This is a genomic window from Methylibium sp. Pch-M (assembly GCF_004136295.1).
GTDB lineage: Bacteria > Pseudomonadota > Gammaproteobacteria > Burkholderiales > Burkholderiaceae_C > Methylibium > Methylibium petroleiphilum.
Genome location: NZ_CP029606.1, coordinates 3,806,200 through 3,831,081, shown reverse-complemented (window position 1 = coordinate 3,831,081; position 24,882 = coordinate 3,806,200). Strand labels below are relative to the sequence as shown.

Genomic DNA, 24,882 nt, shown 5'->3' with positions numbered 1-24,882 from the left:
CGGAGCGCCTCGGAGAGAGGGTCGGTCACGGCTCGAAATCCGGGCAGGCCGAAGGCTGCGCGCGCTGGAAGGCCGGCTCGGCCATGCAGGTCTCGAACACCCGCATCACCGTAGGCACGTGATCCAACCGGCAATCGAAGCGCTGCGCATTGAAGATCTGCGGCACCAGCACGCAGTCCGCCAGCGTGGGCGCATCGCCGTGGCAGTACCGCCCGGAGCCGGTCTCCTGCACGAGCCGTCGCTCGACCACGCCCAGGCCCTGCTCCACCCAATGCCGGTACCAGGCGTTCTTGGCGTCCTCGCCCACCTGCAGTTCGCGCACCAGGTAGCGCAGCACCCGGAGGTTGTTCAGCGGGTGGATCTCGCAGGCGATGTCGAGCGCCAGCGAGCGGATGCGCCCCCGATCGAGTGCCGTGCCCGGCAGCAGCGGCGGCTGCGGGTGCACTTCGTCGAGGTATTCGATGATCGCCAGCGACTGGCTGATCGACGCCTCACCGTCGATCAGCTGCGGGACGAGCCGGGCGCTCGACACCGCGCCATAGGCCGCGGCGAGGTGCTCGTTGCGCGCCAGGTGCACCGCACGGTAATCGTGGGCCAGCCCCTTGAGCGCCAGTGCGATCCGCACACGGAAGGCGGCCGAGGAGCGGAAGTAGCTGTACAGCTCCACGGCGCGCCCGCTCAGCCGGTGATGCGCACGCGCAGCGGCTCCAGGCCTTCGACGCGCGCCTCGAGCAGGTCACCGGCCACGACCGCCGCCACGCCCTCGGGCGTTCCGGTGTAGATCAGGTCGCCCGGCGCCAGCGTCCATGCGGCCGACAGGTGCTCGATGATCTCGGCCACGCTCCAGATCATGCGGTCGATGTGGCTGACCTGTCGCACCGTGCCATTGACGTCGAGCACGATCGGCGCCGTGTGGATATCAGGCACTTGCGCAGCCGGCGTCAGCGGTCCGATGGGTGCGGAAGCCTCGAAGCCCTTGCCGATCTCCCAGGGCCGGCCGGCCTTCTTCATGTCGTTCTGCAGGTCGCGCCGGGTCATGTCCAGGCCCACGGCGTAGCCCCACACATGGTCGAGGGCGGCCGCTGCGGGAATGTCGCGCCCGCCCTTGCCGAGGGCCACCACGAGCTCGACCTCGTGATGCAGGTTCTTCGTCAGGCCCGGATAGGGCATCTCGCCGATCGCTCCGGCGTCCACCGCCAGCACCGCGTCGGCCGGCTTCATGAAAAAGAACGGTGCCTCGCGGCCGGTGTGGCCCATCTCGATGGCATGCTCGGCGTAGTTGCGCCCGACGCAGTAGATGCGACGCACCGGAAAGCGCTCGCTGCGGCCTTGCACCGGCACGCCCGGCGCGGCGGGAAGATCGAACACGTGGCGTAAGGTCGGCATGGTCATCGCGAGAACATCGACAGGTCGCCGACGATGATGCCACGCGACCTGAGGCGTGGGGCATCGAGGCGTTCACCGCCAGGGCCCCGGTACACTCGCTCGCCATGTTCTCCGCGCGCAGTTTCCGGCATTGCAAGACCTGCGGAGGTGCTGTCGCTTACCGCATTCCGGCCGACGACAGCCGTGAACGCGCGGTCTGCACGGTCTGCGAGGCGATCCACTACGAGAACCCGCTGAACGTGGTCGGCACGCTGCCGACCTGGGACGACCAGGTGCTGCTGTGCCGGCGGGCCATCGAACCGCGCCACGGTCTGTGGACGCTGCCGGCCGGCTTCATGGAACTCGGCGAGACGCTGGAGCAAGGCGCGCTGCGCGAGACCGACGAGGAGGCCGGCGCGCGCGTGCAGTTGCAGGGGCTGTTCTCGGTCCTGAACGTGGTGCGGGTCGGCCAGGTCCATTTCTTCTACCGCGCCGCGCTGCAGGACCTCGATTTCGCCCCCGGCGTCGAATCGCTGGAGGTGGCGTTGTTCCGCGAAGCGGAGATTCCGTGGGAGCACTTGGCCTTCCGCACGACGGCCGAGACGCTGCGCCGTTACTTCGCCGACCGGGCCGGGGGTCAATTCGGGCTGCACTGTGCCGATATCGCGTGAGCACACCCCAGTCCCGATGACGCTACCGCCCTCTTCCACCGCCACGACCCGCCTGCGCGAAGACCTGATCCACCCCGACCCGCTGCTGGACTGCCTGCTGGAAGTCTGCCGCGTGCACGGCGTGGCCGCATCGCGCGCATCGCTGTCGGCGGGCCTGCCGCTGGTCGACGGCCGCCTGACGCTGGCCTTGGCCGAACGTGCCGCAGACCGGGCGGCGATGACCGCGCGCCTGCAGCGCATGGCGCTCGATGCGGTCGATGCCGCCACGCTCCCCGCCATCGCCGTGCTGCACGACGAGCGCGCCTGCGTGCTCCTTGGCCGCGATGCCTCCGGCGCCTGGCAGGTGCTGATGCCCGAGACCGGCGCCGGTGCCGTGACGCTGGGCGCCGACCAGCTGGCCGAGCGCTACAGCGGCGTGATGCTGTTCGTGCGGCCGCAATTCCGCTTCGACGAACGCGCGCCCGAGGTACGCACCACCCGCGCCGGCCACTGGTTCTGGGGCACCGTGCTGGCGCAGCGGAACGTGTACCGCGACGTGCTGTGGGCGGCGTTGCTGATCAACCTGTTCGCGATCGCCTTCCCGCTGTTCTCGATGAACGTCTACGACCGCGTGGTGCCCAACCATGCGGAGGAGACGCTGTGGGCGCTGGCGATCGGGGTGCTGATCGTCATCAGCGCCGATCTGTTCATGCGCACGCTGCGCAGCCACTTCGTCGACGAGGCCAGCGCCCGCATCGATGTGCAGATCTCGGCCACGCTGATGGAGCGCGTGCTAGGCATGCAGCTGGCGCACCGGCCGGCCGCTGTCGGCTCTTTCGCCTCCAACCTGCGCGGTTTCGAGCAGGTGCGCGATTTCATCGCCTCGAGCACCGTCACGGCGCTGATCGACCTGCCCTTCGCCCTGCTCTTCATCGGCGTGATGTTCTGGCTGTCGCCCTGGCTCGCCGCGCCCGTGGTGATCGCCTTCGTGCTGGTGGTGGTGGTCGGCTACATCCTGCAGCACCGGCTGCACGAGCTGTCGCAGGCCACCTGGCAGGCCGGCGCCCAGCGCAACGCGACGCTGATCGAGAGCCTGACCGCGATCGAGACCGTCAAGACGCAGGGTGCCGAAAGCGTGATCCAGGCCCGCTGGGAGCAGACCAATGCCTACCTGGCCGGCATCAACATGCGCATGCGCGGCCTGTCCTCCACCGCGCTGTCGGCCACGGCCTGGCTGACGCAGCTGGTGAGCGTGTCGCTGATCGTCATCGGCGTCTACCTGATCGGCGACCGGCAGCTGACGATGGGGGCGCTGATCGCCGCCACCATGCTCAGCGGCCGTGCGCTGGCGCCGGCCGGGCAGATCGTCGGCCTGCTGCTGCAATACCAGGGGGCCGTGACGGCGCTCGAATCGCTGGAAAAGATCATGGCCCAGCCTGTCGAGCGGCCGGCCGGCAATGCCTTCATCCACCGCCGCGAGCTGCGCGGCGAGATCGAGTTCCGGGACGTCCATTTCGCCTACCCGGGACGTTCCGACAGTGCGCTCGACGGCGTGAGCTTCAAGATCGCCGCCGGCGAACGGGTGGCCCTGATCGGCAAGGTCGGCTCCGGCAAGAGCACGATCGAGAAGCTGATGCTGGGCCTGTACGCCCCCACCGCGGGCGCCGTGCTGCTCGACGGCATCGATCTGCGCCAGCTCGACCCGGCCGACGTGCGACGCAATCTCGGCTACGTGTCGCAGGACGTGACGCTGTTCTTCGGCAACCTGCGCGAGAACATCGCCTTCGGCCTGCCCTACGCCGACGACGAGGCCATCGTCGCGGCGGCCGAGGTGGCCGGACTCAGCGAGTTCGTCAACCGCCATCCCCGCGGCTTCGACATGCCGGTGGGCGAACGCGGCGAATCGCTGTCGGGCGGCCAGCGCCAGAGCGTCGGACTGGCCCGCGCGGTGCTGCACAACGCGCCGATCCTGTTGCTCGACGAGCCGACCAGCGCCATGGACTTCGCCACCGAAGCCCACGTCACGTCGCGCCTCGCTTCGATCGCCAGCAACAAGACGGTGGTGCTGGTCACGCACCGCACCTCGCTGCTGCCGATGGCCACGCGGCTGATCGTCGTCGACCAGGGGCGTGTCGTCGCCGACGGGCCGCGCGAGCAGATCATGCAGGCGCTCGCCGCCGGCCGCATCACGAGGGCGGCCTAGCATGGCCAGCCCCGCCCTCCGCCTGATGGGCTTCGGCCGCGCGCTGCTGGCCGGGCTGGAACGCATCCGCCTCTGGCTCGAACCGCTGACGAAGCGGGTGTTCGGCCCGCTGGCGCCGTCCGCCCCGGCCGGCAGCACCGGCTACGAAGCAGAGCCCGAGGCCCTGCTGGCCCGCGCCCGCACGCAGCGGGCACAGGTGATCGTGCGTGCCGCGGTCTGCGTGGTCGCGGTGCTGCTGGTCTGGGCTGCGCTCGCCCGGATCGACGAGGTGACACGCGGTGACGGCAAGGTGATCCCGTCGCGGCAGTTGCAGGTGATCCAGTCGCTCGATGGCGGGGTGGTGTCTGAGATCCTGGTCAAGGAGGGCCAGGTGGTCGAGGCCGGCCAGTTGCTGTTGCGCATCGACGAGACGCGTGCCACGTCGGGGGTGCGCGAGAACGCTGCGCAGAGCTTCGCGCTGCTGGCCCGGCAGGCCCGGCTGCGGGCGCTCGCAGAGGGCAACCCGTTCCAGCCGCCTCCGCCGAGCAAGGACCCGGAAGAGCGCCGCATCATCGAAGAGGAACGCCGACTCTACGAATCGCGCCAGTCCGAACTCTCGACCATCGTGTCGATCAGCCGTCAGCAACTGATGCAGCGCGAGCAGGAGCTCAACGAGGCCCGCTCGCGCCGCGCCTCGGCCGAACGGGGTCTGGACCTGTCGCAGCAGGAGCTGGCGAAAACGCGGCCGCTGCTGGCCTCCGGCGCGGTGTCGGAGGTCGACATCCTGCGGCTCGAGCGCGACCTGAGCAAGTACCGCGGCGATGTCGAGCAGGCCGGCGCGCAGATCGCCCGGGTGTCGGCGGCTGTCGGCGAGGCGCAGCGCAAGATCCAGGAGACCGAGATCGCCTTTCGCAACGAGGCGCGCAAGGAACTGGCCGACGTGATGGGGCGGATGAACGCGCTGACCGAGGGGCGCGTCGCGCTGAGCGACAAGGTCGACAAGGCCCAGGTCAAGTCGCCGGTCCGCGGGCGGGTGCAGCGCCTGCTGGCCAACACCGTCGGCGGCGTGGTGCAACCGGGCCGCGACATCGTCGAGGTCGTTCCGCTCGACGACGCGCTGGTGCTGGAGGCCCGGGTGTTCCCGCGCGACATCGGCTTCATCCATCCCGGCCAGCAGGCGACGGTGAAGTTCACCGCCTACGACTTCTCGATCTACGGCGGCCTCGATGCGACCGTCGAGAACATCAGCCCCGACACCGTGATCGACGAGAAGGGCAATGCCTTCTACGTCGTGCGCGTGCGCACGCGCCTCGCTCAGCTCGGCGACAAGCTGCCGATCATTCCCGGCATGACGGCCGAGGTCGACATCCTGACCGGCAAGAAAACGGTGATGTCCTACTTGCTCAAACCGGTGCTGCGGGGCAAGGCCTACGCCCTGTCGGAGCGCTGATCAGCCGGTCGATGGCCCGAACACCCCGACTCGGCGGGTCACACAGACGCGGGCTCCGAGACGACGACCCCTGAAGCACTAAGTCTCGTAACAAAGATGATTTCGTGCGCCGGATCACATTCCAGCGCCAGAAGCGCCACTTAAGGCGTCGCGTTGCCCGATATGCTCCACCTCACGATTCGCGGCCTCGCCGCTCGCCCCTGAAGGATTGCCGTGCCCATCGTCGCCACCGTTCAACTTGGAAAAGTCACTGCCGTCTGGGGCAACGCCCGCATCCGTCTGGCCGACGGCAGCACCCGTGAACTCAAGATCGGTGACCTGGTGAACAAGGGAGATCTGATCCTGACGGCGCAGGACAGCATCGTGGAGATCCGCAATGATCGTGGCCAGACCTGGAGCACCGCGGCCGACGGGCAGTTGCCGACCGACCTGCCGCCCGGCACCGCGGCGGCGGTACCCGAGGACATCGATCGCGTGATCCAGGCCCTCGAAGAGGGTGACCCCGATGCGGCCACGGCGGCCGGCGGCCCCGCCAGCGGCGGTGAAGCCTCGCCCGCGCTGCGGGTCGGCCGCATCGTCGAAGGCGTGGGGAGCGGTTCCCTGACGGTGGAGACCCCCGCCGCCGCCCGCGACGTGCCGCCCTTCTTCGACGCCCAGATCCAGGACGCCGGTCAACGCGGAGCGGCTGCGCCGGCGCCGGCTCCCGCCCCGGCACCCAACCAGGCGCCGGTGCCGGTGATCTCCCCGGCCGGCGGCGCTGAAGACGCGGGGCCGATCCCGCTGAACCTCTCCGGCACCGATGCCGAGGACGGCACGGCACCGATCGTCACCGTGACCACCTTGCCGCCGGCGTCCCAGGGCCAGTTGTTCCTGGCCGACGGCACCACCCCGGTCGTCGCAGGCAGCCCGCTGACCGCGGCGCAGGCCGGCTCGCTGGTGTTCGTTCCCGCGCCGAACTTCAACGGCACCGCCAACGTCGGCTTCACGGTCACCGATTCGGCGGGCGTGACCACCGGCCCGGCGATCGCCAGCATCGTCGTCACGCCTGTCAACGATGCGCCGATCGCCCGCGACGACGCGGCCTCGACGCCGATCAACACCGCCGTCGACGTGGCGGTGCTGGGCAACGACAGCGACCCCGACGGCGACATCCTCACGGTGTCGAACGCCAGCCTGGCGGACCCGACGCAGGGCGTCGTGACCCTCAACCCGGACGGCAGCCTGCGCTTCACGCCGGCCGCCAATTTCACCGGCAGCGCGACGATCAGCTACACCATCACCGACCCCAGCGGGGCCACCGCGATCGCGACCGTGTCGGTGGCCGTCGGCGGCAACACGCCGCCCGACAGCGCCGATCGCCGCATTGCCGGCACCGAGGACCAGCCGGTGGTGCTGGCGACGGGTGACTTCGCCTTCATCGATGCCGACGCCGGACAGAGCCTTGTCGCTGTGCGCATCGACAGCCTGCCGCAGGCCGGTCAATTGCTGCTGAACGGCCAGCCGCTCGCCAGCGGCAGCGTGGTCGCCATCGCCGACATCGCCGCCGGCCGCCTGGTCTTCGTGCCCGGCGCCAACGGCAACGGCATCGGCTACGCCGGGTTCGACTTCAGTGTCCAGGACAGCGCGGGCAGTTTCGACACAACGCCCAACCGGATCAGCTTCGACCTCGCGCCGGTCAACGACGCGCCGGTGGCCACCCCCGCGGCAGTCGGCGGCACAGAAGACACGCCGATCGCATTGAGCCTTGTCGGCACCGACACGGAAGACGGTGCCGCCCCGATCGTCACAGTCACGGCATTGCCGCCGGTCTCGCAGGGCGTCCTCTATCTGGCCGACGGCACGACGCCGGTCGTCGCCGGCACGCCGCTGACCGCGGCCCAGGCGGCCTCGCTGGTCTTCGTGCCCGCGGCCGATTTCAACGGCACGGTGAACCTCCTGTTCACCGTCACCGACTCCGAAGGCCTCAGCTCGGCGCCCGCGAACGCGGTCATCACCGTCGGTGCGGTCAACGACGCGCCCGTCGCGGTGCCTGCGACGAGCAGCGGGCTCGAGGATGCCGCGGCCATCCCGGTCGCACTCGGCGGCACCGACACCGAAGATGGCGTGGCCCCTATCGTCACCGTCACGACACTGCCGCCGGTCTCCCAGGGTGTGCTGTACCTGGCCGACGGCACGACCCCGGTCGTCGCCGGCACGCCGCTGACCGCGGCCCAGGCCGCCTCGCTGGTCTTCGTGCCCGCGGCCGATTTCAATGGCACGGTGAACCTCCCGTTCACCGTCACCGACTCCGAGGGCGCCGTGTCGGCTCCGGCGGCGGCGGTGATCACGATTGCGCCGGTCAACGATACCCCGACGCAGGGACTGCCCGCCGCGCAATCCACGCCCGAGGACACCGCCCATCTGTTCTCCGGAGCGACCGGCAACGCCATCAGCGTGGCCGATGTCGACGGCGGACAACTCACGACCACCCTCTCGGTCGCTCACGGCAGCCTGACGGCCTCGCTGGCCGGGGGCGCGGTCGTCACCGGCAACGGCAGTGGCGTGCTGACGCTGTCGGGCACGGCCGCCGAGATCAATGCCGCACTCGACGGGCTGAGCTACCAGCCCGCCGCGAACTACAGCGGTCCGGACAGCCTGACGGTCAGCACCAGCGACGGCGATGCCGCGCCGACCGTCTCCGTCGTCGGCATCGCCGTGGTGCCGGTGGCCGATGCTCCGTTGATCGAGGTGGGCGCCGCCGGCGGCCCGTTGTTCGACCAGATTCCGGGCGCGGTCGAAGGGGCCACGTTCCGGCGCTATGACAACGTCGCGACCATCGACCCCGACTCCGCGCGGGATCCTGCCTCGCTCGCGGCCTCGCTGGCCGGCGTGACCCCGACGGCCACGACGGTGGAGTCCAGCTACACCGCGGCGACCATCGACCAGGACCAGGCCTACCGCATGACCGGGCTGGTGTTCCTGGAGGCCGGCCACGTCTACACCTTCACCGGCGAGCGCGACGACACCGCCTCCATGGTGCTCGGCGGACAGACCGTCTTCCAGCAGGGCTTCAACGCCTGGGGCGCCTACCAGGCTGCGCCCTTCGCGCCCACGACGTCCGGCTACTACACCGTCGACTTCATCTTTTACAACGGCGACGGTCCCGGCAACGCCCTGCTGTCCGTCAGTACCGATGGCGCGGCACCGGTTCGCTTCGACGCCAGCAACTTCACGCTGGTGCCGAGCATCGAGGCCCTCGACGCCGTGAATGCGCCGCACGGTGCCCTGGTCGGCAGCAACGGCGCGGGCTACTACCCGCTGGCCGGTACCGGCCCGGAAGACGGCCCGATCGGCCTGCCGCCGGTCGGCGTGGCGCTGACCGACACCGACGGCTCGGAACTCATCTCCGTCATCACCATCGGGCAGATCCCGGCCGGCGCCACGCTGTCGGACGGCACGCACAGCTTCACCGCGTCGGCCGGGAGCACGGTTGCGATCGTCACCGATTGGGCGCTTGACCGCCTGGTCTTCACGCCGCCGCCCCAGTTCAGCGGCCAGATCGACCTCAGCGTGACCGCGACCAGCCGCGAAACCGCCAACGGCGACACCGCGTCCAGCAGCGCGACGATTCCAGTCACCGTGCTGCCCGTGAACGATGCCCCGGTGAACACCGTCCCGGCGGCGGCGCAATCGGGCAGCGAGGACACCGCGCTGGTGTTCTCGACCGCCAATGGCAACGCGCTGAGCGTCGCCGATGTCGACAGCCCCTCGCTCACCACGACCATCAGCGTCACCCAAGGCAGCTTCTCGCTGGGATCGACGGCAGGAGTCGTCGTGGTCGGGAACGGCAGCGGAACGGTCAGTGTCACCGGCTCGCCCGCCGCCATCAACGCCGCGCTCGAAGCTGCGAGCTACACCGGCACGGCCGACTACAACGGACCTGCCACGCTGACGCTCAGCAGCAGCGACGGGCAGGCGCCTGCGGCCGTGTCGACGGTGTCGCTCACGCTGGCACCGGTCACCGACATCGCCAACGACACGGCCACCACCAACGAGGACACACCGGTCACGATCACGGTGCTGGGCAACGACAGCTTCGAGAATCCGGCTCGCGCCATCACCGCGGTCGACGGCATCGGCCTCGTCAGCGGTGGACCAGCCGTGGCCGTCACCCACGGCACGGTGGCGCTCAATGCCGCGGGCCAACTGGTCTTCACGCCGACCGCCCAGTACAACGGATCGACGTCGTTCAGCTACACGGTCTCGGTCAATGGCATCACCGAGACGGCAACGGTCAATGTCACCGTCACTTCGGTGAATGACGCACCGGCCGGCGCCGACAGGACCATCGCCACCGGCGAGGACACGGCCTATACGTTCACCGTCGCCGATTTCGGCTTCAGCGATCCGAACGACAGCCCGGCGAACGCCTTCGCGCAGGTGACGGTCGCGGCACCGAACACCGGCAGCCTCGCGCTGAACGGCGTCGCGATCACCACCTCGACGGTGGTTACCGTGGCCCAGTTGTCGGCCGGCCAACTCGTCTACACGCCGCCGGCCAACGCCAGCGGCAACGGCCTCGCGAGCTTCACCTTCCAGGTGCAGGACAGCGGCGGCACTGCCAACGGCGGCGCCAACACGGACCCGACCGCCAACCGCATCACCTTCAACGTGTCCGCGGTCAACGACGCACCGGTCGCCGCGAACGATGCACCGCTGCGGGCCGTGGTCGCGGGTTCAGCCACCGCCAACACGGTGAGCGGCAATGCCGTGACGGGCGACGCCGGACCCACCGGCAACCAGGCCGACAGCGACATCGAGAACGACACGCTGCGCGTGACCGGCCTCGTGGCCGGCACTGGCACGCCATCAGGCAGCACGCCGGGTTCGTTCGCCGCCACCGGCCGCTACGGCAGCCTGTCGATCGCCGCCGATGGCAGCTACACCTACACGCTGAACAACGCGGACCCCGACACCCTCGCGCTGCGCCAGGGCGACGCCGTCAGCGACGTCTTCACCTACCGCATCGCCGACGGCAACGGCGGCTTCAGCACGGCGACGATCACGCTGCAGGTCGGTGGCCCCGGGCAGCTGACCGCGACGACCAGCGCCATCGCGCCCAGCGGCATGGGCCTCAACGGCGAGTACTACGGCTACAACGACGACCGCACCGGATCGAGCAGCGGTCCGGCCTTCTCCGGCACGACCCGACTGCACTCCGACGATGGCCGTGCCACGTCGGCCAACGGCGGGAGCGGTGGCGCGAACATCGAGTCGATTGCCGACGCGACGATGGTCATCAACGGCCGCAACATCGCCGCGGGCGGCAGCGCGGTGGTCGGCACCGGCACTTCGGCACGCACGGCCGCGATCGATGCCCGCTGGATCGCCACCGATCTGGACTACGGCTTCTCGCCGGCAGTCGACGGCAGCCTCGGCAGCAACCCGGTGATCACGGCCGGCAACACGCCGACCAGCGGCGCGCTGCGCGACTTCGTCGGCAACGATGCCGCGACGCTGCGTGCCGCCAGCGGCCTGGGCCGCACGACGGACGCCATCGTGCGCAATGTCGGGCACGTCTATCTACAGGGCGGCAGCTATGACCTGCGCGTGACCGGTGATGACGGCTTCGTCGTCAACATCAACGGCCAGACGGTGGCGCAGTACGACGGCATCCAGTCGCCCACGACACGCGAGTTCATCGGCGTCAGCTTCACAGAAGGCATGAACCAGATCGAACTCCTGTACTGGGAACAAGGCGGGAATGCCCGGCTGCGTTTCGAGGTCAAGCCCTCGGGCAGCAGCGCTTCGGAGTACGCCAACCTGTTCTCGCTCGACAACTACGCCCTCTTCCAGGCAGGCTTGCAGCCGACGCTGACCGCATCGCAGGACATCGTCGAGAGCTCGACCAATCGCGAGTACCTGGTGCGGACAGGCGGCAGCTTCAACGGCAATGGCAGCGACGAGACGGTGCGCGGCAGCGAGGCCCGCGACGTCATCAACGGCGGCGGCGGTGACGACACCCTCTACGGGGGCGGCGGTGCCGACACGATGGCCGGCGGCGCTGGCAACGACCAGCTGCTCGGCGAGGCCGGAGCCGACGTGCTGAACGGCAACGCCGGAAACGATCGACTCGACGGCGGCCTCGGTGCCGACCGGCTCGAAGGCGGCACCGGCAACGATGTGCTGATCGGCGGCAAGGGATGGGATGTGCTGACCGGCGGCGCCGGATCGGACGTGTTCAAGTGGAGCTTCGGCGACGGCGGCGTGGCCGCGGGCCGGGCCGAGAACCCCGCCGCGGGAACCACGGCCCAGTTCAACGGTACGGCGTCGAACGGTTCGCGCGCCCAGGACGTCATCACGGACTTCAACACCGCGCCTGCCGCCTCGGGGGGCGACGTGCTCGACCTGCGCGAGCTGCTGGTCGGTGACCTCCACGGGGCGGGCAACGCGCCGGGCAACCTGCAGAACTACCTGGACTTCAACGTCAGCGGCGGCAACACCGAGATCCGCATCAGCACCTCCGGCCAATTCGCCAGCGGCACCTACAACAGCGCCGTCGAGGACCAGCGCATCGTGCTGCAGGGGGTCGACATCCGGAGCTCGCTCGGCCTGGCGGGGACCGCCACCGACAACCAGATCATCCAGGAGCTTCTGACGCGCGGGAAGCTGATCACCGACGGGCCCTGATCCGGGCCAAGCGGCGCGACGCGCTGCTCCCGCGGAGTGTCGTGCGCCGCGGGTCGGCCCTCAGCGCAGTGGCTGCGCGCTCGCCCAGGGACCGGTGATGCCGTCCAGCCCGCAGGCCCACAGCGAACGCGCGTCGGCCGCGTCGGCCACGCCCTCGGCCAGCACCCGAATCTCCAGGCCGTGCAACGTCCAGACCAGGCCGCGCACGAAGTCCGCACGCGCGCCGTCCAGGGCAACGCCGCTCACCAGGGCGCCATCGAGCTTCACGTAGTCGAGTCCGGCTTCGTACAGCCGCTCGATGCGCGCCAGGCGTTCGCCCGCGTGCTCCAGCCCGAGCTGCACGCCGAGCGGGCGCAGGTGCTGCCCCAGATCGCGCAGCACCGGTAGCTGTTCGATGGCCGCACGCTCACCCACCTCCAGCCACAGCGCGCGAGCCGCCTCGCCGTGGGCGGCGACGAGGCTGCGCAAGCCCACCAGAAAGCCACTGTCCCCGAGGGAATCGGCGGCCAGGTTCACCCCTCGAGGCTGTTCGTCGACTGCGATCTGCTCCAGCGCCAGGCGCACTGCCAAGAGATCGGTGCGGGCACTGAACTGGCTGCGCAGCGCCCAGGGCAGCCAACGTGCGGCAGGCTCGAAGGCTCCGCCCTCGTGCAGCCGCAGCCGCAGCGGGCTCTCCAGATGCAGCAACCGGCCATCGCGCCCGATGACCGGGTAGCTGCCGAGTTGGGCATCGCCGCGCTCCAGCGAGCGCCAGAGCAACTGGCGCCAACCGCTTTCGCCGATGGCCGACTCGGGGCTCGCGGCAGGCGGATCGTCGACTGCCAGGCCATAACCATCCTGTGTCTCTGCCCGCACCAGCGCTGCGTCGGCGGCCAGCATCAGCGCGGCGACGCTCGCCCCGGACCGCCACGGCACGGCGCCGATGGCGACACGAACATCGACCCAAGGCTTCAAGGCCGTCCTGAGGGTCGCCTGCAGCGCCGTTGCGACCCGGGCGGCATCGGCATCGGCCGCCTGCACCGCGAAGTCCGCGCCATTGAGGCGTCCCGCCATCAGGGGAGCGCCCGCTGCAGCGGCGGTGCGCAGGCTCAGGGCCAGTGTCTGCAGCAAGGCATCAGTGGCGGCATGGCCGGCATCGCGGTTGCGGCCGGCAAGATCATGCACTCGCACCAGCAGCAAGGCTCCCGAGCGGGGCGTGTCCTCGCGGGCCAGCATCGAACCCAGCTGCGCCAGGAAGTGGCCGCGATTGGACAGGCCCGTGAGCGGATCGGTCTGCGCCTGCTGGCGAAGGGCCTCCAGCTGTGCGCCCTGCTCGCCCAGCATGGCCTGCAGCCTCTGCACCATGGCATTCATCGCGCGGCTGAGCTGGCTCAGCTCGGGGACGCGGGGCTCGGGCACGGTCACGAAGCGCCGCTCGACGATGGCGCGGGCCTGGTCGACTGTCGCCTGCAGCGGCGCACGGATCCGCCGGAGCACCAGCGAACCGAGCGCACCTGCCAGCAGCCCGATCAGGATCAGCCAGCCGGCCGACCGCAGGCTGCCCCGCCAAAGATCGTCGAGCGCAAAACTCGACGCACTCACCACCTCGAGCGTGCCCAGCGATCGCCAACCGTTGGAGACCTGCGCGACACCGGGGAGCGATTCGATCGGCACCAGCCCCTCGAACCAGGTCGGCACCTGTGTCGACTCGGCCGTGCCACGGCGTTCGAACAGCATCTGCCCGTCCGGTCCTCGCAGGCTGATGCGCTCGTAGAAGCCGGTGTCGAACTGCGCGCTGATGGCGAGCTCGGCCAGCGCGAGATCCCCGTTCTGCTGCGACAGCGTGAGTGCCAGCGCCTGGGCGTTGTCGCTGTTCTTCAGCCGCAGCTGCGTTTCGAGGTAGCCGCGTGCCGAACCCACGGTGACCAGCGCGCTGCCCAGCACGCCGACCATCACGGTCGCGAGCAGCAGCAACCAGAGTTGTCGGATCAGCGACATTGCCCGCCCCCCGATGTGCACAGTGCCATGTTCATACGAAACCTTCCGCTCGTGCCTTGCCGAGCACCTCTCGCCAGCGAGACAGCCTCGCCGCCGGGTCGCCGGCCTTCTGCGCACCGGTGCCCTGCCACAGTCCCTCGGCGTTGAAGCTGAACACCGGGCTCAGGTCGCGCCGCAACGAGGCGGGCCGGATCTCTGCGATCAGGTTGTCGAGGATCAGGGGTTCGGCAGCGGGCTGGGCGTAGTAGGCCAACACCATGTGGGCCCGCACATGGCCGCCCAGATCGGCACGCACGTAGACCATTCTCAGCTTGGCAGGCGGCAGCCCCGCTGCGATCAGCGAAAAGTACTTGGCGATCGCGAAATCCTCGCAGTCGCCGGCCCCGCGCGCCAACAGCTCGAGCGGACTGGCCCACTGATCCACCTGCCCCACGGTGTCGATGTCCTCGGCGAACACGATGTGCTCGTTGAACAGCCGGTTGAATGCCTGGAGACGAGCCTCCTCCGACGTCGACTGGGAAGCCACGATCGTCGATTGCAACAGGCGGACGCCCCGCTCCGCCTCAGGCCCCTGACGCTGCGCAGCGGCGAGCATCCGGTCGCGATCCCAGGCCCGCGGCAGCACCCCCGGCGCGAGCAGCGCCAGCACCAGCAGCCACAGCGTCAGTGCCCACGATCGCGAACAGACGACGCGGGGAAGCGCGGGGATTCGTGGAGCAGGAAGGGACGCGATCGCGCTCGGAGCCATCGGGGTGTCTTCGGCCTTTTTGCCGGCGGACTTGAACCGCCTGTCTCCGATCGTGTGCCCACCGCCCTGTCTACGAGGCCATGCGAAGCGCGGTGTTGCGAATTTCACGGCGTTCGCCGGCATCTCGCGTCATCCGGTCAGCGGCCCCGTGGATCAGGGAACGAGCGCTTCGGGGGTGCATGAGAAACTCGGAGTCCACTCAATAGTGCTTCATGAAGCGCGAGTGCCCGCCTCGTTTCAAACACTGGATCTTCTGCAATGACTGTTTCGCGCGCCCTGACTTTCACCTTGCTGATCGCCACATCGACCGCAGCCCTCACCCAGACCGACGACCCGCTCAAGGCCGCTGCGCAGAAAGCCATCCAGACCAATCCAGAAGTCACGGCCCGTTTCAACGCCTTTCGCGCCGCCAGCAACGAGGTCGATGTCGCGCGCGGCGCCTACTATCCCCGGGTGGACCTGAACGCCGACGTCGGCCGCTCGCGCGACAGCATCGACACGCGAAGCCCGAAAGACCAGAGCCTGTCGCGCACCGGCGTCGGAGTCAGCCTGACCCAGCTACTGTGGGACGGCCAGCTGACCCAAGCCGAAGTCAGCCGCTTCGGCCACGCCCGCAGCAGCCGTTATTTCGAGTTCATCGAGGCCACCGAGCAGACGGCCCTGGAAGCCAGCCGTGCGTACTACGACGTGCTGCGTTTCCGCAGGCTCGTGCTGCTGGCAGAAGACAATTACGTGCAGCACAAGGTCTCGCACGACCAGATCCAGAACCGCTTCAAGGCCGGGGTCGGGCGTGGCGTCGATGTCGAGCAGGCGGCAGCGCGGCTGGCCTTGGCCGAGACGAACCTGTCCACCGAGACTGCCAACCTCCACGACGTGGTGGCGCGCTACCAGCGCGTGGTCGGGGAAGCGCCGCCCGCGCAGCTGACACTGGGCGCCGGACTGACCCAGGGCCTGCCGGCCAGCGCCAGCGAGGTGCAGACCCAGGCCACGCTGCGCAACGCGGGCATCTCGGCGGCCGTGGAAAACCTGCGGGCCCTGCGATCGCAATCCGAGGGGCAGCGCAGCGCCTTCCAGCCACGCATCGAGGCACGCGCCCGCGGCAGCGAGGGACACAATCTCAACGGCCTGCAGGACCAGCGACGCGAGGCTGCCGCCGAGGTGGTGCTGAGTTGGAATCTCTTCAATGGCGGCTCCGATCAGGCGCGCGTGCGCCAGTTCGCCGATCTCGTCACCCAGGCGGCCGACCTGCGCGACCGCACCTGCCGCGACACTCGCCAGACCGCCTCGATCGCCTTCAACGACACGCTCAAGCTCGTCGAGCAGCTGCGTTATCTCGAACGCAACGTCGTCGCGATCGAGCGGGCGCGCGATGCCTACCGTCAGCAGTTCGAGATCGGTCAGCGCAGCCTGCTCGATCTGCTGAATGCGGAGAACGAGGTCTACACCGCGCGGCGCGCCTATGCCAACGCGGAGCACGAACTGCGCATTGCCTACGTGCGCACGCACGCGGCGACCAACACCCTGACCGCTGCGCTCGGCCTGTCGCGGATCGACACCGGCGCTCTGCCGGACGACAACTGGAACGCTGGCGAGGATGCCGCGGCACGCTGCCCGATCACGGCCGCTCCGCTGGCGACCACGTCTCGCGAGGAACTCGACGCTCGCGCGAAGGCGCTGTCCGAGGCACGCCCCGGCGTCGCGCCGACCCCGGCCACCAAGCCCCCGGTGGCACGCTGAGCGACGCCCTTCATGGCCTGGAGGGCCCATTCTCTGGGCTATACTGCGCGGCTTGTCGGGGCGTAGCGCAGCCTGGTAGCGCACTTGCATGGGGTGCAAGGGGTCGCGAGTTCGAATCCCGCCGTCCCGACCAAAGAAAAGACGAGGCCTAGCCGGTGATCACCACGGGCTAGGCCTTTTGTCTTTGCTCCTGCATCGCGCGCCCGGACGCCGCGTTGCGTACCTAGGGCAGCAGCAATTGCCGGATCGACACGAGCTCGTCGCGCATCGTCGCCAGCGTCGGTGGGGCGGCGTTGACGCGGACGCGCGCCACGGCGGCGGTCGGAGCGACTGCCGCTGCCTCCATGGCCTCGGTCTCCGGTAGCACGTCGTCGGCCGACGGCAGGCCTCCATCTTCCTGCGTTGGCACCTGGGTCGCCTCGGCCGCGAGGGCGGCGCGCACACCAGCCTCAGAAAGACGGTTGCGCGCACCACTGATGGTGAAGCCCTGCTCGTACAGCAGTTCCCGGATGCGCCGGATCAGCAAGACCTCGTGGTGCTGGTAGTAGCGACGGTTGCCACGCCGCTTCATGGGCTTGAGTTGCGAGAACTCCTGCTCCCAATACCGCAGCACATAGGGCTTGACGCCGCACAGTTCGCTGACTTCACCGATCGTGAAATACCGCTTGGCGGGGATCGGCGGCAGCGATTTTTCCATTGGAAATCAAGGGCCTGTGGCGTATGACCTCAGACTTTACTCGAACTCCTCCGCGCTCGGTATGTCACCTTGCACGACGCCCTTGAGTTTGTGGCTTGCGTGGAACGTCACCACATTGCGCGCCTTGATCGGTATCGCCTCCCCGGTGCGTGGGTTGCGCCCGGGTCGGGGGGCCTTGCGCCGGATCTGGAAGTTGCCGAAGCCGGACAGCTTGACGTCCTGGCCCTCGACCAGCTGGCCGTGGATCAGCTCGAAGAAGGCCTCGACCATGTCCTTGGACTCGCGCTTGTTCAGGCCAAGCCGCTCGAACAGCAGTTCGGCGAGTTCGGCCTTGGTCAGCGTTGGAGTCTCGAGGGTCGGCAACAGCACTCTGTCCATGGTCGGATTCTTCCGTATCGGAGCCGCTCAGGCACGCAGGCGGGCGCCCAGTTGCACAGAAAGTGTGTCCAGCACGGAGCGAACTGCGGCGTCGATGCGCTCGTCGGTCAGCGTGCCCTGCTCGTCCAACAGTTCAAGCCGTATGGCCAGGCTGCGCTCACCGGCGGCCACCTCGGCACTTGGGTTCTTGGGGCGGTAGACATCGAACAGGCGTGCGCTGCGTACGACGCCGCCGCTGGGCGCTGCGGCGATCGATTGCATCAGCGCATCGTGGGCGACTTGATCGCCGACGATCAGGGCGATGTCCCGAACCGCCGCCTGCTGCTTCGGGATGGCGGCATAGACCGGCACGCCGCCCTCCGACAGCGCCTGCGCGTCGAGTTCGAACACGACCGGCGCCTGCGGCAGTTCGTAGGCCTGTCGCCAGCGCGGGTGCAGTTCGCCGATCCAGCCGACGGCTCGGCCGTCGAGCTCGATCCGGGCACTGCGCCCCGGATGCAGCGCCGGGTGCTCCGCAGCGACGAAGCGCGGCCGACGCGGCACCAGCAGCGCCTCCACGTCGCCCTTCACGTCGAAGAAGTCGACGCCGCGTTCGGCGCTGCCCCATTGCGGTTCATCGCAGCCCCCATAGGCCAGGCCCCCCAGGCGCAGCGGCTGGTCGACCCCGGCCACGCCGACGTCGCTGTCGACGGCGGAGGGATTGCGCAGGAACACGCGGCCGATCTCGAACACGCGCACCCGCGCCGCCTTGCGCGCGAGGTTGAAGCGCAACACGTTGATCAGGCTGCCGATCAGGCTGGATCGCATCACGGCCAGTGGCGCAGCGATCGGATTGAGCAATCGGATCGGGGCCTCGTTGCCGGCAAAGTCGCGCTCCCAGCGTGCCTCGACGAAGCTGAAATTCACGGTTTCCTGGTAATCCAGGCCGGCCATCGCGTGCCGTAGCGTGTGCAGTCCACGACGCGACTCCGACATCACGCGTGGCGTCACGGGGGCCAGCGGCGGCGTGTCAGGCAGCATCGAGTAGCCGAGGACACGGATGATCTCCTCGATCAGGTCTTCCTCGATCTGCAGATCGAAACGCCAGCTCGGTGGCGTGACGACGATGCGTCCGTCCTCCTCGCGGCACACCAATCCCAGCCGCCGGAACACGCCGACGCACTGGGCCTGCGAGACCGGCATGCCGATCACGCGGCTGGCGCGATCGACGCGCATCGCGACCGGCGTGCGCTCGGGCAGCCCGAGCGTTTGGTCGTCCATCGGGCCGGCTTCGCCGCCGCAGACCTCGAGGATCAGTTGCGTGATGCGCTCGATGTGCTCGACCGTCTGCGCCGGATCGACGCCGCGCTCGAAGCGGTGCCCGGCGTCGGTGCTGAAGTTGTAGCGGCGCGAGCGCCCGGCGACCGACTGCGGCCACCAGAATGCGGCCTCGACGTACACGTTGCGGGTGTCGTCGGTCACCGCGGTGGCCTGGCCGCCCATGATCCCGGCCAGCGATTCGACCTGCCGATCGTCGGCGATCACGCCCACGGCAGCGTCGACCTCGATGGTGCTGCCGTTCAGCAGTTCCAGGGACTCACCGGGCCGACCCCAGCGCACTTCAAGCCCGCCATGGATCTTGTCGAGATCGAAGATGTGCGAGGGACGGCCGAACTCGAACATCACGTAGTTCGAGATGTCGACCAGTGCACTCACCGAGCGCTGGCCGCAGCGCGCGAGGCGCTCCACCATCCAGGGCGGCGTCGCCGCCCGCGGGTTCACGCCGCGGACGATGCGCCCCGAGAAGCGGCCGCACAGGTCGGGTGCCGTGACGCGAATCGGCAGCGTGGCGCCGTGCACCGGCGGCACCGGCGCGAAGACCGGCTGCGCGAGCGGCGCGCCCGTCAGCGCCGACACCTCGCGGGCGATGCCATAGACGCTCAGGCAGTGGGCCAGATTGGGCGTGAGCTTCAGCGTGAACAGCGTGTCGTCGAGCTGGAGGTGGCTGCGGATGCTCGCGCCCACCGGAGCATCCTCGGCGAGGATCAACAAGCCGCCATGGTCTTCCGACAGCTTGAGCTCGCGCGCCGAGCACAGCATGCCCTGGCTCTCGACGCCCCGCAGCTTGCCGAGCTTGATCTGGAACGGCGCACCGCCCGCCTCGGCCGGCGGCAGCTCCGCGCCCACCAACGCGCACGGCACCTTGATCCCGGCTCGCACGTTCGGCGCGCCGCAGACGATGGACAGCGGCGCCTCGGCGCCGACATCGACCCGGCAGACATGGAGCCGGTCGGCATTGGGATGCTTCTCGACGGCGATCACTTCGGCCACCACCACCTTGTCGAACGGCGGCGCGACCGGGCGCAGTTCCTCGACCTCGAGGCCGGCCATGGTCAGCGTCTCGGCCAGCGCGGCGGTCGATAGCGGCGGGTTGCAGAACTCGCGCAACCAGGATTCAGGAAATTGCATGTGACCTGTGTCGTTGAGGAGGCCGGATCACTTGAACTGCGACAGGAAGCGCAGGTCGCCATCGAAGAAGAGGCGCAGGTCGCTGACGCCATAGCGAAGCATCGCCAGCCGGTCGATGCCCGAGCCGAAGGCGAAACCGATGTAGCGCTCCGGGTCCAGGCCCATGTTGCGGATCACCTGCGGGTGCACCTGACCCGAGCCCGACACCTCGAGCCAACGACCCTTCAGGGGCCCGCTGCCGAACATCATGTCGATCTCGGCACTCGGCTCGGTGAACGGAAAATAGCTGGGCCGGAAGCGGATCTGCAGGTCGCTGGTCTCGAAGAAGGCTCGAATAAAGCTCACATAGACCGACTTCAAGTCCTTGAAGCTGATGTTCTCTCCCACCCACAGCCCCTCGACCTGGTGGAACATCGGCGAGTGCGTCGCATCGCTGTCGACGCGGTAGGTGCGCCCCGGAGCGATGACGCGGATCTCCGGCATCGGCAGCCCGGCATCGAGCGCGGCGCGGTGCGCCTTCACGTGCCGTACCGCGTGGCGGATCTGCATCGGGCTGGTGTGGGTGCGGAGCACCTGCCCGCCCTCGACATAGAAGGTGTCGTGCATCGAGCGCGCCGGATGGTCGGCCGGCGTGTTCAGTGCAGTGAAATTGAACCAGTCGGTCTCGATCTCCGGGCCGTCGGCCACCTCGAAGCCCATCGAGCCGAAGATCGCCTCGATGCGCTCCATCGCCCGGGTGATCGGATGCAGGCCACCGCTGCCGCGGCGCCGGCCCGGCAGCGTCACATCGAGCGACTCGGCGCGCAACTGCTGCGCCAGTTCGGCATCGGCCATGGCCTGGCGGCGCGCCGTCAACGCCGCCTCGACCTGCTGCTTGGCCGCGTTGATCTCGGCGCCGCGCGCCTTCTTCTCGTCAACCGGCAGGCTCGCCAGCTGCTTCATTCGCGCCGTGAGCTCCCCGCTCTTGCCGAGGAACGTGGCCTTCGCATCCTCGAGCTCGGCCGGGGTGCGGGCCTTCTCGAAGGCCTGCGCCGCCTGTTGCACCAGTTGACTGAAGGCTTCCATCAGATCTGTGTCTTGCGGATGAAGGGAGTGACGCTGAAAAAGCAAGGGGCCGACGCTTGCGCCTCGGCCCCTGCAGTGCACATCGGGCCTGCAAGGCCCGACATCGATCAGGCGAGCTGGGCCTTCACCTTCTCGACGATGCTGCCGAACGCGGCCGGATCGTTGACCGCCAGTTCCGCGAGCATCTTGCGATCGATGTCGATCGCGGCCTTCTTGATGCCGGCGATGAAGCGGCTGTAGGTGATGCCGTGGCTGCGCGAAGCCGCATTGATGCGGGCGATCCACAGGCGACGGAAGACGCGCTTGCGGTTGCGGCGGTCGCGGTAGGCGTACTGGCCTGCCTTCATCACCGCCTGCTTGGCGATGCGATAGACGTTCTTGCGGCGGCCGCGGAAGCCCTTGGCGAGCTCCAGGACCTTCTTGTGACGAGCGCGTGCGGTAACACCGCGTTTGACGCGAGGCATGTTTCTACTCCTTCAAGAATTGATCTGAGACCTGGACGTCGCGGCTCAAAGGCCGGCGAACGGCAGCATCTGGGCCATGTGGCCCATGTTGGTCTCATGCACCGTCGCCGTACCCCGCAGGTGGCGCTTGTTCTTGGTGCTCTTCTTGGTGAGGATGTGGCGCTTGAACGCCTGACCTCGCTTGACGGTGCCGCCCGGGCGGACACGGAAACGCTTGGCAGCGCTCTTCTTGGTCTTCATCTTGGGCATGACTGCTCCTTCTAGTTTGTTCCCGCAGGCGCCGCGAACCACTCGCGGACTTGGGGCCTGTCGGTCACTTGTGCCTTCGTTGCGGCGACCAGACCGCAACGACGGTGAACTCACTTCTTTCGCTTCGGCCCGAGCACCATGATCATCTGGCGCCCTTCGAGCTTGGGCATGTTCTCCACCACCGAAACATCGGCAAGTTCGTCGCGGATGCGCTCGAGCAGCCGCATGCCGATGTCCTGGTGCGTGATCTCGCGGCCGCGGTACCGCAAGGTCACCTTGCCCTTGTCGCCCTCTTCGAGGAAGCGACGCAGGTTGCGCATCTTGATCGCGTAATCGCCTTCGTCGGTACCGGGCCGGAACTTCACTTCCTTGATGTCGATGACGTGCTGCTTGGCCTTGGCTTCCGCGGCCTTCTTCTGCTCCGCGTACTTGAACTTGCCGTAGTCCATCAGCCGGCAGACCGGGGGGTCTGCCGTCGCCGAAATTTCCACCAGATCGACGTCCGCCTCACCTGCCAGGCGCAAGGCCTCCTGGATGCTGACGATGCCCAACGGCTCGTTCTCGGGCCCGTTCAGGCGCACTTCCGGCGCCATGATTTCCCGGTTCAGCCGGTGCTTGCGTTCGTCGTTACGGGTGCGACGGTCAAAGAAATTAGCGATGGTCAGAATCCTTTCGAGCCCTGTGCGTTCCTGCGCTCAGGCTCCACATCGAACACACGCGCGCCTGGACAACCAAGGCGTGAGACGGAAAACGAACTCCCTCCCGCATCACACCTTGTGGGCGATGTCGCTAGCCATCCTCTGGGAAAAGGCATCTAGAGGCATCACGCCGAGGTCCTGGTTGCCTCGGGCGCGCACCGCAACGGCCCCCGCAGCCTTTTCCTTGTCGCCGACGACAAGGATGTACGGAAGCTTTTGCATGGAATGCTCGCGGATTTTATACGTGATTTTCTCGTTGCGCAAATCGACGCCGGCTCTAACTCCTTGTTTTTGCAGCGTTTTCGCAATCTCTGCGGCGTAGTCGGCTTGCCCGTCGGTGATGTTGAGCACCATCACCTGCACCGGGGCGAGCCACGCCGGTAGCGCGCCGGCATGCTGCTCGATGAGGATGCCGATGAAACGCTCGAGGCTGCCAACGATCGCCCGGTGCAGCATCACCGGGAACAGGCGCTCGCCGCTTTCGGCCACATAGACCGCGTCGAGCCGCTCCGGCAGCGAGAAATCGACCTGCATCGTGCCGCACTGCCACTGGCGACCCAGGGCGTCCTTCAGCGTGTATTCGATCTTCGGGCCGTAGAACGCGCCGTCGCCGGGCGACACCACGAATTCGCAGCCCGACGCCCGCAGGCTCTCCATCAGCGCGTGCTCGGCCTTGTCCCAGACCGCATCGGAGCCGATCCGCTTCTCGGGCCGGGTGGCGACCTTGTAGATGATGTCGTTGAAGCCGAAGTCCCTGTAGACCTTCTGCAGCAAGGCCGTGTAGGCCACGCACTCCGCCAGGATGTGCTCCTCGGTGCAGAAGATGTGCCCGTCGTCCTGCGTGAAGCCGCGCACCCGCATGATGCCGTGCAGGCCGCCGGTAGGCTCATTGCGGTGGCACTGGCCGAACTCGCCGTAGCGCAACGGCAGGTCGCGGTAGCTCTTGATGCCCTGCTTGTAGATCAGGATGTGGCCGGGGCAGTTCATCGGCTTGAGCGCGTAATCACGCTTCTCCGACTCCGTGACGAACATGTTCTCGCGGTACTTGTCCCAGTGGCCGGTCTTCTCCCACAGGCCCTGGTCGAGGATCTGCGGCCCCTTGACCTCGAGATAGCCGTTGTCGCGGTAGACCTGCCGCATGTACTGCTCGACCTGCTGCCACACCGTCCAGCCCTTCGGGTGCCAGAACACCAGGCCGGGCGCATGTTCGTCGAGGTGGAACAGGTCGAGTTCGCGGCCGAGCTTGCGGTGGTCGCGCTTCTCGGCCTCCTCGAGCATGTGCAGGTACTGCTGCAACTCGTCCTTGCTGGCCCAGGCCGTGCCGTAGATGCGCTGCAGCATCTCGTTGCGGTGGTCGCCGCGCCAGTAGGCGCCGGCCACCTTCATCAGCTTGAAGTGCCGGAGCTTGCCTGTGCTCGGCACGTGCGGGCCGCGGCACAGGTCCTCGAAACGGCCTTCGCGGTAGAGCGACACCTCCTGGCCGGCCGGGATGCTGGCGATGATCTCGGCCTTGTAGGCCTCGCCGATCGACTTGAAGTGCGCCACCGCCTCGTCGCGCGGCAGCACGCGGCGCTCGACCTTCTCGTCCTTCTTCGCCAGTTCGGTCATCTTGGCCTCGATCGCCGCCAGATCCTCCGGCGTGAACGGGCGCTTGTACGAGAAGTCGTAGTAGAAGCCGTTCTCGATGACCGGACCGATGGTCACCTGCGCATCGGGAAACAACTCCTTGACCGCATAGGCCAGCAGGTGGGCGGTGGAGTGGCGGATCAGTTCCAGCCCGTCGGCGTCCTTGTCGGTCACGATCGCGAGCGGCGTGTCGTGTTCGATGCGGTAGCCGGTGTCGACCAACCTGCCGTCGACCCGCCCGCCCAGTGCCGCCTTCGCGAGCCCGGTGCCGATCGATGCCGCGACCTCGGCCACGGTGACCGGGCCGGGGAACTCGCGTTGCGAGCCGTCGGGAAGCGTGATCACGATCATGGAAGAGCCTCTGGAATGAAAAAAGCGCGGTGGAGACCGCGCTTCGAGACGAAAAGAACAGACGTGCTCAGACTGCGGTCGGACAACCCTGGTGCATGGTGGTCGACGTTCGCGGTGTCATAACCCGG

General features: G+C 68.4%; 17 protein-coding genes and 1 tRNA gene. 6 read left to right on the top strand and 12 right to left on the bottom strand.

Features of this window, described 5'->3' with window-relative positions; genetic code table 11:
- Positions 1 to 25: 25 nt before the first annotated feature.
- Together maiA and C1M51_RS18370 are read right to left on the bottom strand one after the other, a co-directional pair.
- The gene (gene maiA / locus C1M51_RS18375) at positions 26 to 667 is read right to left on the bottom strand and encodes a maleylacetoacetate isomerase (RefSeq protein ID WP_129451946.1); all 642 of its coding nucleotides are present in this window, start codon (positions 665 to 667) and stop codon (positions 26 to 28) included.
- An 11-nt stretch (positions 668 to 678) separates the two neighbouring features.
- Positions 679 to 1,386, bottom strand: coding sequence for a fumarylacetoacetate hydrolase family protein (locus C1M51_RS18370; protein ID WP_129452271.1), 708 nt, complete (start codon positions 1,384 to 1,386; stop codon positions 679 to 681).
- A gap of 104 nt (positions 1,387 to 1,490) precedes the next feature.
- Between C1M51_RS18370 and C1M51_RS18365 the strand changes: the two genes are divergently transcribed.
- The 4 genes from C1M51_RS18365 (at position 1,491) to C1M51_RS18350 (ending at position 12,316) form a co-directional block, all read left to right on the top strand.
- Positions 1,491 to 2,036 (top strand): NUDIX hydrolase, encoded by a 546-nt coding sequence (locus tag C1M51_RS18365; protein WP_129451945.1) that lies wholly within the window; start codon positions 1,491 to 1,493, stop codon positions 2,034 to 2,036.
- A gap of 16 nt (positions 2,037 to 2,052) precedes the next feature.
- Positions 2,053 to 4,218 (top strand): type I secretion system permease/ATPase, encoded by a 2,166-nt coding sequence (locus C1M51_RS18360; RefSeq protein ID WP_129451944.1) that lies wholly within the window; start codon positions 2,053 to 2,055, stop codon positions 4,216 to 4,218.
- A gap of 1 nt (position 4,219) precedes the next feature.
- Entirely contained in the window at positions 4,220 to 5,647 is a 1,428-nt protein-coding gene (locus C1M51_RS18355; protein ID WP_129451943.1) for an HlyD family type I secretion periplasmic adaptor subunit, read from the top strand.
- Between the two features lie 213 nt (positions 5,648 to 5,860).
- The gene (locus tag C1M51_RS18350; protein ID WP_129451942.1) at positions 5,861 to 12,316 is read left to right on the top strand and encodes a tandem-95 repeat protein; all 6,456 of its coding nucleotides are present in this window, start codon (positions 5,861 to 5,863) and stop codon (positions 12,314 to 12,316) included.
- Positions 12,317 to 12,376: 60 nt separating this feature from the next.
- Here C1M51_RS18350 and C1M51_RS18345 read toward each other — a convergent pair whose 3' ends face one another.
- Both C1M51_RS18345 and C1M51_RS18340 read right to left on the bottom strand, forming a co-directional pair.
- Complete coding sequence (locus C1M51_RS18345; protein WP_129451941.1) at positions 12,377 to 14,293, bottom strand: LapD/MoxY N-terminal periplasmic domain-containing protein; 1,917 nt, start codon at positions 14,291 to 14,293, stop codon at positions 12,377 to 12,379.
- 31 nt (positions 14,294 to 14,324) lie between these two features.
- Positions 14,325 to 15,164, bottom strand: a complete 840-nt coding sequence (locus C1M51_RS18340; protein WP_242499821.1) for a transglutaminase-like cysteine peptidase — start codon at positions 15,162 to 15,164, stop codon at positions 14,325 to 14,327.
- Between the two features lie 135 nt (positions 15,165 to 15,299).
- Between C1M51_RS18340 and C1M51_RS18335 the strand changes: the two genes are divergently transcribed.
- Positions 15,300 to 16,778, top strand: a complete 1,479-nt coding sequence (locus tag C1M51_RS18335; RefSeq protein ID WP_129451940.1) for a TolC family outer membrane protein — start codon at positions 15,300 to 15,302, stop codon at positions 16,776 to 16,778.
- A 56-nt stretch (positions 16,779 to 16,834) separates the two neighbouring features.
- Positions 16,835 to 16,911, top strand: a tRNA-Pro gene (locus tag C1M51_RS18330).
- 90 nt (positions 16,912 to 17,001) lie between these two features.
- On the opposite strand, the gene C1M51_RS18325 is transcribed toward C1M51_RS18330, so the two are convergent.
- The 8 genes from C1M51_RS18325 to thrS form a co-directional block, all read right to left on the bottom strand.
- Complete coding sequence (locus tag C1M51_RS18325) at positions 17,002 to 17,475, bottom strand: MerR family transcriptional regulator (protein ID WP_129451939.1); 474 nt, start codon at positions 17,473 to 17,475, stop codon at positions 17,002 to 17,004.
- Between the two features lie 36 nt (positions 17,476 to 17,511).
- Positions 17,512 to 17,853, bottom strand: a complete 342-nt coding sequence (locus tag C1M51_RS18320) for an integration host factor subunit alpha (RefSeq protein WP_011829477.1) — start codon at positions 17,851 to 17,853, stop codon at positions 17,512 to 17,514.
- 27 nt (positions 17,854 to 17,880) lie between these two features.
- Positions 17,881 to 20,301 carry a phenylalanine--tRNA ligase subunit beta gene (pheT, locus tag C1M51_RS18315; RefSeq protein ID WP_129451938.1) on the bottom strand — a complete coding sequence of 807 codons (2,421 nt, stop codon included), beginning with the start codon at positions 20,299 to 20,301 and terminating at the stop codon, positions 17,881 to 17,883.
- Between the two features lie 27 nt (positions 20,302 to 20,328).
- Complete coding sequence (gene pheS / locus C1M51_RS18310; protein ID WP_129451937.1) at positions 20,329 to 21,366, bottom strand: phenylalanine--tRNA ligase subunit alpha; 1,038 nt, start codon at positions 21,364 to 21,366, stop codon at positions 20,329 to 20,331.
- A 107-nt stretch (positions 21,367 to 21,473) separates the two neighbouring features.
- A complete protein-coding gene (gene rplT / locus C1M51_RS18305) occupies positions 21,474 to 21,830 on the bottom strand; it encodes a 50S ribosomal protein L20 (protein WP_011829480.1) in 357 nt (118 codons plus the stop codon).
- 45 nt (positions 21,831 to 21,875) lie between these two features.
- Entirely contained in the window at positions 21,876 to 22,079 is a 204-nt protein-coding gene (gene rpmI, locus C1M51_RS18300) for a 50S ribosomal protein L35 (protein WP_011829481.1), read from the bottom strand.
- 110 nt (positions 22,080 to 22,189) lie between these two features.
- Positions 22,190 to 22,747 (bottom strand): translation initiation factor IF-3, encoded by a 558-nt coding sequence (gene infC / locus C1M51_RS18295; protein ID WP_081771180.1) that lies wholly within the window; start codon positions 22,745 to 22,747, stop codon positions 22,190 to 22,192.
- Positions 22,748 to 22,846: 99 nt separating this feature from the next.
- Positions 22,847 to 24,754, bottom strand: coding sequence for a threonine--tRNA ligase (thrS, locus tag C1M51_RS18290; RefSeq protein WP_129451936.1), 1,908 nt, complete (start codon positions 24,752 to 24,754; stop codon positions 22,847 to 22,849).
- Between the last annotated feature and the right edge of the window lie 128 nt (positions 24,755 to 24,882).